This is a genomic window from Amycolatopsis pigmentata (genome assembly GCF_042684065.1).
Taxonomy (GTDB): Bacteria; Actinomycetota; Actinomycetes; order Mycobacteriales; family Pseudonocardiaceae; genus Amycolatopsis_E; species Amycolatopsis_E pigmentata.
Genome location: NZ_JBHUKR010000007.1, coordinates 404,023 through 416,096, shown reverse-complemented (window position 1 = coordinate 416,096; position 12,074 = coordinate 404,023). Strand labels below are relative to the sequence as shown.

Annotated in this window: 14 protein-coding genes; 7 read left to right on the top strand and 7 right to left on the bottom strand. The window is 68.7% G+C overall.

Annotated elements, in window-relative coordinates; translation table 11 throughout:
* Positions 1-9 precede the first annotated feature (9 nt).
* Together ACFSXZ_RS14885 and ACFSXZ_RS14880 are read left to right on the top strand one after the other, a co-directional pair.
* Positions 10-774, top strand: coding sequence for an NUDIX hydrolase (locus tag ACFSXZ_RS14885; protein WP_378266461.1), 765 nt, complete (start codon positions 10-12; stop codon positions 772-774).
* Positions 771-1,532: an MBL fold metallo-hydrolase gene (locus ACFSXZ_RS14880; protein WP_378265512.1), complete on the top strand. Its 762-nt coding sequence runs from the start codon at positions 771-773 to the stop codon at positions 1,530-1,532. Before ACFSXZ_RS14885 ends, ACFSXZ_RS14880 begins: the two co-directional genes overlap by 4 nt.
* Positions 1,533-1,546: 14 nt before the next feature.
* Here the strand turns inward: ACFSXZ_RS14880 and ACFSXZ_RS14875 are convergent, their stop codons facing one another.
* The 3 genes from ACFSXZ_RS14875 to ACFSXZ_RS14865 form a co-directional block, all read right to left on the bottom strand.
* Positions 1,547-2,794: an MFS transporter gene (locus ACFSXZ_RS14875; protein WP_378265510.1), complete on the bottom strand. Its 1,248-nt coding sequence runs from the start codon at positions 2,792-2,794 to the stop codon at positions 1,547-1,549.
* A gap of 549 nt (positions 2,795-3,343) precedes the next feature.
* Positions 3,344-4,018, bottom strand: a complete 675-nt coding sequence (locus ACFSXZ_RS14870) for a Crp/Fnr family transcriptional regulator (RefSeq protein ID WP_378265508.1) — start codon at positions 4,016-4,018, stop codon at positions 3,344-3,346.
* Between the two features lie 268 nt (positions 4,019-4,286).
* On the bottom strand, positions 4,287-4,502 hold the full coding sequence (locus ACFSXZ_RS14865; protein WP_378266460.1) for a hypothetical protein: 216 nt from the start codon (positions 4,500-4,502) through the stop codon (positions 4,287-4,289).
* 220 nt (positions 4,503-4,722) lie between these two features.
* On the opposite strand from ACFSXZ_RS14865, the gene nth reads away from it, so the two are divergent.
* The 4 genes from nth to ACFSXZ_RS14845 are packed head-to-tail and all read left to right on the top strand — an operon-like array spanning position 4,723 to position 7,848.
* The gene (gene nth / locus ACFSXZ_RS14860; protein ID WP_378266459.1) at positions 4,723-5,406 is read left to right on the top strand and encodes an endonuclease III; all 684 of its coding nucleotides are present in this window, start codon (positions 4,723-4,725) and stop codon (positions 5,404-5,406) included.
* Positions 5,403-5,993, top strand: a complete 591-nt coding sequence (locus ACFSXZ_RS14855) for a TlpA family protein disulfide reductase (protein WP_378265506.1) — start codon at positions 5,403-5,405, stop codon at positions 5,991-5,993. The genes nth and ACFSXZ_RS14855 overlap by 4 nt, the downstream gene beginning before the upstream one ends.
* Positions 5,990-6,655 carry an NUDIX hydrolase gene (locus ACFSXZ_RS14850; RefSeq protein ID WP_378265504.1) on the top strand — a complete coding sequence of 222 codons (666 nt, stop codon included), beginning with the start codon at positions 5,990-5,992 and terminating at the stop codon, positions 6,653-6,655. The genes ACFSXZ_RS14855 and ACFSXZ_RS14850 overlap by 4 nt, the downstream gene beginning before the upstream one ends.
* The gene (locus ACFSXZ_RS14845) at positions 6,652-7,848 is read left to right on the top strand and encodes a MarP family serine protease (RefSeq protein ID WP_378265502.1); all 1,197 of its coding nucleotides are present in this window, start codon (positions 6,652-6,654) and stop codon (positions 7,846-7,848) included. Before ACFSXZ_RS14850 ends, ACFSXZ_RS14845 begins: the two co-directional genes overlap by 4 nt.
* A 4-nt stretch (positions 7,849-7,852) precedes the next feature.
* Here the strand turns inward: ACFSXZ_RS14845 and ACFSXZ_RS14840 are convergent, their stop codons facing one another.
* From ACFSXZ_RS14840 to ACFSXZ_RS14825, 4 genes are all read right to left on the bottom strand, one after another.
* Entirely contained in the window at positions 7,853-8,797 is a 945-nt protein-coding gene (locus ACFSXZ_RS14840; protein ID WP_378265500.1) for an alpha/beta fold hydrolase, read from the bottom strand.
* A 16-nt stretch (positions 8,798-8,813) separates the two neighbouring features.
* Entirely contained in the window at positions 8,814-9,293 is a 480-nt protein-coding gene (locus ACFSXZ_RS14835) for a phage holin family protein (RefSeq protein ID WP_378265498.1), read from the bottom strand.
* A 180-nt stretch (positions 9,294-9,473) separates the two neighbouring features.
* The gene (locus ACFSXZ_RS14830) at positions 9,474-10,202 is read right to left on the bottom strand and encodes a VIT1/CCC1 transporter family protein (RefSeq protein ID WP_378265496.1); all 729 of its coding nucleotides are present in this window, start codon (positions 10,200-10,202) and stop codon (positions 9,474-9,476) included.
* A gap of 263 nt (positions 10,203-10,465) precedes the next feature.
* Complete coding sequence (locus ACFSXZ_RS14825) at positions 10,466-10,852, bottom strand: DUF6319 family protein (RefSeq protein WP_378265494.1); 387 nt, start codon at positions 10,850-10,852, stop codon at positions 10,466-10,468.
* 410 nt (positions 10,853-11,262) lie between these two features.
* Between ACFSXZ_RS14825 and ACFSXZ_RS14820 the strand changes: the two genes are divergently transcribed.
* Positions 11,263-12,054, top strand: a complete 792-nt coding sequence (locus ACFSXZ_RS14820; RefSeq protein ID WP_378265492.1) for a L,D-transpeptidase — start codon at positions 11,263-11,265, stop codon at positions 12,052-12,054.
* Positions 12,055-12,074: the final 20 nt, after the last annotated feature.

Sequence of the window (12,074 nt, the reverse complement as noted above, 5' to 3'; positions counted from 1 at the left end):
CCTGGCGGCATGGAGTTCTCCGACGCCGTCCCGGAAACCCCCGTCGTCCCTCGTGACGCGGCGACAGTCGTCCTGCTGCGCGACGGTGAGCGGGGGCTGGAAGTGTTCTTGCAGCGCCGGGTCGCCGCGATGGCCTTCGCCGCCGGGATGACCGTCTTCCCCGGCGGCGGCGTGGACCGGCGTGACGCCGACGCCTCGGTTCGCTGGGCGGGTCCCGAGCCCGCGCGATGGGCGCAGTGGTTCAGCGGGACGGAGGCTGTCGCGCGAGCTCTGGTGTGCGCGGCGGTCCGGGAGACCTTCGAAGAATCCGGTGTGCTGCTGGCGGGTGCCGCGGACGGCGTGGTGGCGGACGCCGCTCGCTATGCCGACGCCAGGCCCGCGCTGGTTTCCCGCGAGCTGTCCTTGGCCGCGTTTCTGGAACAGGCCGGGTTGACCCTCCGGGCCGATCTCCTTCGGCCCTGGGCGCACTGGATCACACCGGTTCAGGAGAAGCGCCGTTACGACACCCGCTTCTTCGTGGCGGTGCTGCCGGAGGGCCAAAACGCCGACGGCGCGACCACGGAGGCGGAATCGTCGGCGTGGCAACGTCCCGAGGAAGCGCTGGCCGATGCCGAGGCGGGCCGCAGCAGGCTGATGCCCCCGACTTGGCAGACCCTGCGTGAGCTCGCGGAGTTCACGTCGGCCGCCGAAGTCTTCGCCACCGAACGTGCCGTCGAAGCGATCATTCCGACGCTTGTCCGTGAAGGGGACCGGATCCGGGTGGTGATCAAGTGAGCCATCCTGCCTACGGCCGGCTTCGTCCGGTGTCCGCGGTGGCCTCAGTGCTGCTGGAGAACAACCCTTCCTCCATGACCCTGGAAGGCACGAACACCTGGGTGCTGCGGGCTCCGGGCGCGCCGGAGTGCGTGGTGGTCGACCCGGGGTACGAGGACCTCGACCACCTGCCGAAGCTCACCGAGCTCGGTCCGGTCGCGATGATCCTGTTGACGCACCACCATCCCGACCACGCGGAAGGCGCGTCGTGGCTGGCCGGGCGCGTCGACGCCCCGATCCGTGCGTTCGACACGGCCCTGTGCCGGGACGCGGCGTCCTTCGCCGACGGCGAGACGATTTCGGTCGCCGGGCTCGACATCGAAGTGCTGCACACGCCGGGGCACACGGCCGACTCGGTCTGCCTGCGGCTGGGTGAACACGTGCTCACCGGCGACACGATCCTGGGCCGGGGGACGACGGTCCTGGCCGACCTCGGCGCGTACCTGGGTTCACTGCGCACCTTGCTCGACCTGCCGCCGGGGCTGACCGGCCTGCCCGGGCACGGCCCTGAACTCCACGATCTGGCCTCGACCGTCCAGGGCTACCTCGAGCACCGCGAACAGCGCCTCGACCAGGTGAGGGCGGCTCTGGCGGCCCTCGGCGAGGGTGCGACCGCCCGACAGGTCGTCGAGCACGTGTACGCCGACGTCGATCCGGCGCTGTGGGGACCTGCTGAACACAGCGTGCGCGCTCAGTTGGAGTACCTTCGAGGTTCGTGAGACCGTGGCTGGTTTCACAGTGCCGTCGGGGAGGCCGCAGGCGTCCGCAGGGATTCTTCGGAGACCGGGCGCACGGTGCCCCGGAGTAGCCAGACGCCGAGCGCGATCGCGAGGCCCACACCGGCCGCGGCGAGGAAGGCCGCCGGCGGGCCATAGTGTTCGACCAGGTAGCCGCTGGTCGACTGACCGAAGGCCAGCCCCAGCGTCACCGCGGTGAGTACCCATCCGAAGGCTTCGGCCTCGGTCCCCGCCGGGGCCACGATCTCGATCGCGGTGGAGTGCATGGCCGACTGCGGGGTGATCAGGGCACCGGCCGCCAGCAAGGCCAAGGTCAGCCCCCACAGCGTCGACGGGGCCGCGGAAAGTGCCACGAGCGCGCCGAACGCGGCCAGCAGCACAGGCAGGCGCGCCGGGATCCGCCGCGGCCAGGGGCGCAGGCTGTAGGCGACACCGAAGGCCACCGAACTCACCGACCACACCGAAAGCAGCACCCCACCGAGCGCGGGCCGCCCGGCCAGGGTGGTCGCGGCGGGCACCGCGACCTCGACGAAGCCGATCACCGCGCCGAACCCCAGGACCGCCAACGCGAGCGTGCGCATCCCCGGGCTGACCAGGGCGCCGAGCCAGCGTCGGGGACCCGTCTCCGCCGGGCCCCACGCGCGCACCACCGGGCTGAGGGCGAACGCCACGGCGCCGGCGACCATGCAGGCGCCACCCGCGGCCATCCCCGTGCCCGGCCACGGCGCGGCGACCAGCAGCCCGGCCAGCGCGGGGCCGAGGATGAAGAACGTCTCCATGCTGATGGCCTCGTACGACCAGGCGGCGTGCCGCACGGAGCCGGCGCTGGCCACCCGCCCCCACAGCGCGCGGGACGCGGAGCCGATCATCGGCTCGGTGACACCGATCCCGACACCGAGAAGCACCAGCAGGGGCGTCGAGGCGTGCGCCTCGATGGCTACGGCGAGCGCCGCGATCGCGATGGCGAAGAGCACGGAGATGGCCAGCAGCGGCCGCGTCGGGCCGAACCGGTCGATCAGTCTGCCCTGAACGACCGCGCCGAGCGCGACCCCGACCAGGCTTCCGGCCGAGACCAGGCCGGCGGTCGCGAAGGAGCCGGTCTCCCGCTGGACGTACAGCAGCGCGGACAGGCCGACCATCGCGATGGGCAGGCGCGCGAACACGGACGCCACGACCGGCCACGCCATGCCAGGCGTGGTCAGGGCGGTTCGGTAGTCGGCGAGCGAGAGCCGAGTCTGGGACATGCGTACCAGTATGCCGCACATTGGTACGCCGGTACCAGTTGGTGTCGGTTCCCCGGCGGTTGGGGTAGGTAAGTCTCGGTTCGATAACGAGCCCAAACTTTTTCGCGGGCTCACGCAACGAACCGGCCACGGTGGCGTCTTTGGGGGTGAACGGCCTTGAACTTCGGGGTAGGTGCCGTGGCATGGTTGACATAACAGAAGAACTCCCTCCGGATCGGGTCGGGGCCTAACAACCGGAGGGCGGGGAGCGCGGTCTGTCGGGGGATGGCCCGCGCATGAGCGAAGGACCGGTGCGCCACGTCGGGGGTGGCGCCCGGTCCTTCGTTTCGGTCTGCCCCTGCCCGCGCCGGGGGCGCTTCGCCGGAGCAGTCCAGAGTCACACTGGGGATCGAACCCCCAGGCCCCCGCTCTGTGCGGGTTGGGAGCCCGGTGTCGGCTTCGCAGGGGTACGGCGATCTCAGGCGAACACGAGGAAGGTGGCTTTACTACGGATGATCCGTAGTAAAGCCACCTTCCTCGATAACGGCGGGAGCGTCGCTGCCTTGGAGGTCAGCGGGCTCGGCGGGCGAGGCGCTCCGGATCGAGGATCAGGACGCTCTTGCCTTCCAGCCGCAGCCAGCCGCGGTGGGCGAAATCGGCGAGGGCCTTGTTCACCGTCTCGCGGGACGCGCCCACGTACTGGGCGATCTCCTCCTGCGTCAGATCGTGAGTGACGCGCAGAATGCCGGCCTCTTGGCTGCCGAAACGCTGCGCGAAGTGCAGCAGCGCCCGGGCCACGCGGCCCGGCACGTCGGTGAAGATCAGCTCGGCCACCATGTTGTTCGTCCGTCGCAGGCGCCGGGCGATCACACGCAGTAACTGCTCGGCGATCTCGGGACGCGTGGAGATCCACTTGCGCAGCGAGGGCCGGTCCATGCTCACGGCGCGCACCTCGGTCACCGTGGTCGCGCTGGACGTGCGCGGACCCGGATCGAAGATGGACAGCTCACCGAACATGTCCGACTGACCGGCGATCCACAGCAGGTTCTCGCGGCCGTCCGGGGACTTCCGCCCGATCTTCACCTTGCCGGACAGGATGATGTACAACTTGTCGCCGGGTTCGCCTTCGGTGAAGATCACGTGGCCGCGCGGGAACTCCACGGTCTCCAAGGTCTGCGCGAGCGCCTCGGCCGCGGCTGGTTCCACCCCCTGGAAGATGCCCGCCCGGGCCAGGGTTTCGTCCACCTCGTGCCTCCTCCTCGATGACGCCGCGTTTCCTACTGCGGGAAGTGGCGCCGATCACTTTCGTGCGTGCAGTGTAAGCCGTTCGGGCGAGAACGCCGCACGCTGCTCCGATCAGCATGGTAGTGCCGCAGCCGGAGCGAACGCCTCGTCCGACCAGTCACCTTAACTCCCACGTCGAACGTGCCCGTTGTGGGTGGTCAGAGATGCCCGACAGGGCACGCTCCGTGCGCGTAGTGATCGTCAGCGAGACAATGCGGAGTGCGCGAAGTCAACTCCGCGTGCGACGAGGACGAAGCTTGGCGGCTCGACCACCCAAACGGCGTAGCCGGAACAACTCCAGAGCGCGACCGATGCCGTGCCCGTAGAGCGCCCTGACCTCGTTCGGGCGGGCCTGCTCAAGGAACTCCTCGACCTCCTCCTCCTGGACGGCCACGTGCTTGAGGCGGCTTTCCACCCGCTCCATGGCGAGCGCGAAGAACATCATCACAACAGGCACCGCGACTACGAACCAAACAGTGGTCAACGTCAGATCCTCGCTTACAGCGCTTCGATCCAGGTGGTCAGGTGCTAGCGGCGGGTCGGCCTCGTACAAGTATCCCGGGGACCTTCCGTAGGCTATCGGGGTGCCCGATGTCGTCCGTTACAAGCCACCCCGTAAGGGTGAAGATGAGACTCGGCTAGCTCTGGTGAGACGCGCACGCCGCATGCTGCGTTGCCTGGCCGAGGCCTACCCGGACGCGCATTGCGAGCTGGACTTCACCACTCCGCTCGAGCTGCTGGTCGCCGTCGTGCTGTCGGCACAGACCACGGACAAGCGGGTCAACGAGGTCACCCCGGCCCTGTTCGCCCGTTACCCCACCGCACAGGACTACGCGGGAGCGGACCGTACCGAACTCGAGGAGTACCTTCGCCCGACCGGGTTCTTCCGCGCGAAGGCCAACTCGGTGCTCGGTCTGGGCGCGGCCCTCGTGGAGCGGTTCGACGGCGAGGTGCCCGGCAAGCTCGACGACCTGGTCACCCTGCCCGGAGTCGGCCGTAAGACGGCCAACGTGGTGCTCGGCAATGCCTTCGACGTGCCCGGGATCACGGTGGACACGCACTTCGGGCGGTTGGTGCGCCGCTGGCGCTGGACCGCCGAAGAGGATCCGGTCAAGGTCGAGCGGGCGGTCGGCGAGCTGATCCCCCGCAAGGATTGGACGATGCTGTCGCATCGCGTCATCTTCCACGGGCGCCGTGTCTGCCATTCGCGCAAGCCGGCTTGCGGCGCCTGCCCGCTGGCCCGTGACTGCCCGTCCTTCGGCACCGGGCCGACCGGCTTCGACGAGGCGGCGAAGCTGGTCAAGGGGCCGGAGCGAGATCATCTACTGGCGATGGTGCGAACGCCGTGACCCGGGCGACGAGATGGGCGCTGGTGGCCGGAGTGCTGGTACTCGGCCTGATCGTGGCGTTCCTTCCGCGCCTGTCCGATCGGTCCCCGAGCGCCCCGGCGCCGGATCTCTCCGGTGCCAGGGCGGCCGCCGCGCTGGCACCCTGTCCGTCGGGAAGCGGCGAAGTCCCCACCTTGACGGGAGTCACCGCGCCGTGTCTGGGCGACGGCTCGACCGTCGATCTGGGCCACGCGCTTGCCGGTCACACCACCCTCGTCAACGTCTGGGCCACGTGGTGCGAGCCCTGCAAGACCGAACTTCCCGTGCTTGACGGTTACGCCGCGCGGCCGGGCGCGGCCCGGGTGCTCACCGTACAAGTGGCCGGTGTGCCCGGGGAGGGACTGGCGCTACTCACCCACTTGGGTGTACACCTGCCGGTCGTGTACGACGGCACCGGAACCACCGGCCCGGTCAGCGCGGCCCTCAAGGTGCCTCCCGCGCTGCCGGCCTCGTTCCTCGTGACGGCTGACGGGCAGGTCCGCTTCATCTCCAATCCCCGGATCTTCGTCAACGCCGACCAGGTGAGCGCCGCGGTGGAGGCGCGTTGAACGGTCCCCTCGTCGACGCCACCTCGGTGCCCGGCTGGCTGCGTCCGCTGGTCGAGGTGAGCCATGAATTAGACGCCTCGACGTTCACCCGGTTCAGTCCGCCGCGCAACGGTTCCACCCGGGCCGCGTCGGTGCTGATCCTGTTCGGAGAGGGGCACCGCGGCCCGGACGTGTTGCTGTTGCGGCGGGCTGACACCCTTGGTTCGCACGCCGGACAGGTGGCCTTCCCCGGTGGCGGCGCGGAGGACCATGACGAGGACCCGGTGGCCACGGCGCTGCGCGAGGCCGAGGAGGAAACCGGCGTCGATCCGGTCGGGGTCCGGCCGGTCGCGGTGTTGCCGGAGTTGTTCGTTCCGGTATCCGGATTCTCGGTCACCCCCGTGATCGCGCACTGGGTGAACCCGTCGCCCGTTCACGCCGTTGATCCCGCCGAGACGGCTGCGGTGGCCAGGATCGCCATAGCCGATCTCGCCGACCCGGCGAACCGGTTCCTGGTGCGGCGGGCGGGGGCGAACTGGAAGGGGCCGGCTTTCTCCGTGGATGGGTTGTTCATCTGGGGCTTCACCGCCGGTCTGCTTTCGGTGCTGTTGTCGGTGGCCGGCTGGGAACGCGAATGGGACACCGGCGATGTCCGTGACCTAGCGGGGTGGGAGAACAGGTGAACTGGGTCGACGCGCTGGTCATCGTGCTGGCGCTGCTCGCCGCCATCTCGGGCGCGCGCCAAGGGGTCGTGATCGCGCTGCCCGCCCTCGTCGGCGTGGTCGCCGGCGCGATCGGGGGCATCCGGCTGGCACCGTTCGTCGTCGGCTTCTTCGCCAACCCCGCGGCGAAGGTGGCGTTCGCGGTCGCCACGGTGGTCTTCCTGGTGGCTCTGGGCGAGACGCTGGGGGTGTGGGCGGGACGCCGGGTCAAGTACGCGATCAAGCGACGGTTCAACACCGAAAAGCTCTCCGGAATCGATCAGACCCTCGGCGCGATCGTCCAGGGCCTGGTGGTGCTGGTGGTCGCCTGGCTGATCGCGGTACCCCTGACCGGTGTCGCCGCGCTGCCCGGACTGGCCAAGGCGATCAACGATTCGACCGTCCTCGGGGCGGTCGACAAGGCGATGCCTCCCGCCGCCGAGAGCCTCCCGTCGGATCTGCGCAGGCTGCTCGATGTGTCCGGGTTCCCGACCATCGTCGATCCCTTCCAGAAGACCGAGATCAACGACACGGGGCCGCCCGACACCGCCCTCCAGGACAGCGCCATCGTGCAGCAGTTGCGCAGCAGCGTGCTGAAGATCCGCGGGACCGCTTCGTCGTGCTCGCGCGCGTTGGAGGGCAGCGGTTTCGTGGTGGCTCCGCAGCGGGTGGTGACCAACGCCCACGTGGTGGCGGGTACCGACGAGACCTCGGTCGAGACCGCCAAGGGCCGGCTCAGCGCTCGCGTGGTCTACTTCGATCCCGAGGTGGACATCGCCGTCCTTGCGGTGCCCCGGCTGGATGCCCCGGCTCTCACGCTGGCGCCTCATAACGCCGAATCCGGCGACAACGCGATCGTGCTCGGGTATCCCCTCGACGGCCCGTACACCGCCAGCGCCGCGCGGGTCCGCAACGAGATCACCCTGCAGGGACCGGACATCTACGAAACGAGCACCGTCCGGCGCAACGTCTTCACCGTCCGGGCACAGGTGCGGAGCGGGAACTCCGGTGGTCCGCTGGTCAATCCCTCCGGTGACGTGGTCGGTGTCGTCTTCGGCGCCTCCACCCAGGACTCCGAAACCGGCTTCACCCTCACCAACAAGCAGGTCCGCTCGGTCATCGATGCCGCGCCGACCATGAGCACCCGGGTGAGCACCGGTTCCTGCGCCAAGTGAGTCACTAGGGAATTCGATCGCGCGCCGGTGCCACGTGGCCGAGGAAGGCCAGCACGGCTTTCGTCGTGCGTTCCGGGTCCTCCAGATGCGGGAAGTGCCCGATGCCGGGCAAGGACTCGAACCGCGAGCCGGGCCCCTGCCAGGGAGCCGAGGCGCGGGCGGTCTCCGGCAGCACACAGGTGTCGGCGTCGCCGTGGAGTTGCAGCACCGGCACGGCGGGCCGTCCGGCGACGGCGGCCTTGAACCGTCGCCCGTCTCCGCGGAACTGCGCGCGAAACGCCCACCGGTAGTACTCCAGCGCGCTGTGCGCGACACCGGGAACGAGCATCGCCTGCCGGAAACTTCTTGCCGTTTCGGTGAAATCGTCCGTCGTGGGCCACCGCGGACCTGACCACGCGCGCATCAGGTCCTCGACCATGGCGGCGTCGTCGGCGAGCAGGCGGCGTTCCGGCGCCATCGGCACCTGGAAGCGGTAGAGATGAGCGGCCGCACGGACCTGGCCGGCCCGGCGCCCCACCGCGGACCGGAACGCGAGCGGATGCGCCCCGCCGAGCACGCTCACCGACTCGACGACGCGCGGGTGCAGCGCGGCCACGGTCCACGCGAGCATCCCGCCCCAGGCGTGCCCGACCAGATGCGCCCTACGCTCGCCGAGTGCGCGGACGAGCCCGGCGATGTCGCCGGCGAGAGTCCACCCGTCATAGCCACGCGGGGGTTTGTCGGAGTCGCCGTAGCCGCGGAGATCCGCCGCGACCGCGTGGAACCCGGCGTCGGCGAGTGCGAGCAACTGGTATCGCCAGGCCCACCAGAACTCGGGGAATCCGTGCAGCAGGAGCACGGTCGGGCCTTGGCCCGCCTCCGCGATGTGCAGGCGGATGCCGTTGGCGGAGACGTCGCGATGCGTCCATGGCCCGTCGATCCGGACGGAGGATGGATCGGGCGGCGACACGGTGAGGAGCAGGAGGTCAGGCGACGGGTTCGCGCCGCGGTTTGAGCGCCGCGGCGGTTTCCTTGACGCTGCTGATGGTGCGTTCGGGTGCGCGGAGCTTCTTCAGCTTGCGCCAGCCGAGCAGGGCGAACAGTGCGGTGACCACGAGCATCAGGCCGAAGACGGTGAGAAACGCCGGCCAGCGCAGTCCCCACAGGTCGGAGAGCAACTCGCCCAGGAAGAAAAAGAAGAAGAAGGAGCTGTAGAGCCCGATCACACCGGCGATGATGAAGTAGACACTGCCGGTGAGGCCCTTTTTGACCTCTCCGACGACCTCCGACTTGGCCAGCTCGACCTCGGCCCTGACCAGCGTCGACATGTGCTGGGTCGCCTGGCCGACCAGAGTCCCGATCGACTGCCCGTCGGAACCGCCCGAGGCGCCTTCGGGCGACAACGGGATGTAGGGCACGGCCCCGAGGCCGTCCGGGCCGCTGCGTTCGTGCTCCTCGCTGCTCACGGCCTCATCGTGCCATGCGCCGGTTTTCCCGGCTCGCTTAGCCTGCGTTTCAAAGGCGTTCGGGCGCGGTCTTCACCATTGATGCTCGTGCGGGGAAAGGGAACGCGACGTGCCCCTGGCACCTGGCCCGCGAACCGCCATATTGTCTAGACCAATTCGGGACCGAGGCCGGGCCTCCGGTCAACCGAGCGTGGCACCGAAGAGATGCCCCGCGTAGTAGGTGATCAGCATCGTCAGGGCTCCGACCGCGACGTTGCGCAGCACGGCGCGACCCGGGCCGGCGTTGCCGAGCCGTGCGCTGACGTAGCCGGTGATCGCGAGCCCCGCCGCCACCGCCAGACCGCAGGTCCACACTCGCCAAGTGGTCGGCGGCAGCGTGATGGCCAGCACGGGGAGCAGTGCGCCCACGGCGAACGCGATGAACGAAGCCCCCGCCGCCTGGTACGGGCTGGTCAGCTCGTCCGGATCGATACCGAGTTCGGCCTCGGCATGCGCCTGGAAGGCGTCCCTTTCGGTGAGTTCACGGGCGACCTGCGCCGCCAGGTTCGCCGAGAGCCCCTTCGCCTCGTAGATCCCGGCGAGCTCGCGCTCCTCGGCCTCCGGCATGGTTTTCAGCTCATGCTTTTCCAGTTTGAGCATGGCACGCTCGGTATCGCGTTGGGTACTGACGGAGACGTATTCGCCACCCGCCATGGAAAGCGCGCCCGCGACCAGTCCGGCTATTCCGGCGAGCAGAATGGCGGTGCGTTCGATGGTCGCTCCGGCGACGCCGACGACCAGGCCCGCGACCGAGACGATGCCGTCGTTGGCGCCGAGCACCCCAGCTCGCAGCCAGTTCAGCCGGCCCCCGAGGCCTTCGCGGTGAGGCTCGGAGGAGTGCTTGGGCACGGCATCGGTGGGGTCGGCCATGAGGCCATTCAAGCACGTACCGGCGTTTTTCATTCGGCCGCGGACCGCCGGGGCGCGAGTAGTCGTCGCCCTGTTGAGCCTTGCCTTACCTCAGTTTCTCGGCGCCCGCTCCGACGGCGGCATCCGGCGGAAAAACAGACGCCGGGGCGGATGCCTGATCGAGTAAGCATCCGCCCCGGCGAGCTTGGCGACGCGGTGTCCGTGCCACGGGGCTGCCGCGCGGAACTCACGATATCCGCTGGGGCAACCCCCTGGGCAGAGAATCAGGAGTCGAGATCGGCGAGCGCCTGCTTCGCCTGCTCCAGTTCGGCCTCGAGCTGGGCGACCTTGGCCTTCTGTTGCTCGCGCGCCTCGTTGATCACCTCGTCGATCGGGGTGGACAGGTCGGTGTGCAGCTCCTTGGCCGCACGGGACACGGCCGAGGATGAAACGGCCAGGCCGCGGGCCACCCAGGTGCTGCCCTGCTTGAGTTCGGCCTGCCAGTCGCCGTCGGCCGTACCGGTCACGGTCAGCGTGAGCTCGATCGTGCGGGTCTTGCGGCCGGCGCCCTTCGCGCGGCCACGCTTCGGCTGAGCGGCCTCGGCGCCGTTGTCCGTGGCGGGAGCGTCCGCGTCGGCGGCTTTCTCGGATGTGGTGGTGTCCAGGCTCATCGGGATACAGTCTCCGTCTTCATGGGGTCGTCCGGCTACGACGGCGGAATTCTAGAACAGACGTTCGACAATGGGAATACCGGGTCTGGCAGATCTTGACCGCTCGATTGTGCCGTTCGGGGACAATGCCGCCTACCCCGGGGTAGACGGTTGACCGTGTCGCTATGCTCACACTCCTCGCCCGAGGGTGAGCGTGCCGGGTGGCTCGAAGGGGTGTTGGCAATTGCGTTCTGTTGCACGCCATCCCTCCTGCGAGGGCATCGGGCAATCGGCGTCGATCTCGGTAAATGCCTCATTTACCCGGGTCGGCCCATGATGACCAAGCGTTAGCACTACGCCTGGGCACCGCGTGTCTCGGGGGACACGAACCTGGGAAATCTTGTCCTGAGTTGTCCTGAGGATTGTGGTAGATGCGGATAAAGTCGACGCGGCTGTTTTCAGCGGCCGGAATGGCGGTTCTAGTCCTGGCCGCCGGGGCGTGCTCCTCCGGGAGCGATTCGAATACTGGCATAGCGCCAGTAGCGGTAAATCAGGAAGATCTGACAAAACTGCCGGAAGCCGATACCTTCGGCACCATCGACGGCGCGCCGTCGGACCCGCAGCCGAATGCGGGAGCGATGGCAGGTAAGGTAATTCACCCGAAGAACGAAGCGGTCGTCTACGCCAGTCCTGGCGGCAACGCGATCGCGAAACTTCCGGCGATCCAGATGGGATCGCCGGCCTGGGTTCCGGTCGTGTCCGAAAAGGACGGATGGGCCGAGATTCTGCTGCCAACAAGGCCCAACGCGTCGGCAGGGTGGGTGCACCTCACCTCCGACGACTTCGAGACGGCGCAGAACGACTACGCCATCAACGTCGACCGGGCGTCCTTCAAACTGGAGATCCTCTCCGGCGGGAAGTCCATCGGAAAATGGACGATCGGCACCGGGAAGGCCGAACATCCGACTCCTTCGGGAAGGGCGTATATCATCGCCTCGATCGAGGAGACGAAGAACACCTACAGCCCGATCGTTCTCCCGCTGAGCTACCACTCGAATTCGCTGGAGACCTTCGGCGGTGGACCCGGAACGGTCGGTCTGCACACCTGGCCCAACGACAGCTCTGTCGGCAAGGCCAACAGCGATGGATGTATCCGGGTGCCCAAGGACGCGCTCGATCAGCTCGTCAAGGTCCCGCTCGGCACCATCGTGAACATCACCTGAGTCGAGCTTTTCTCGCGCAA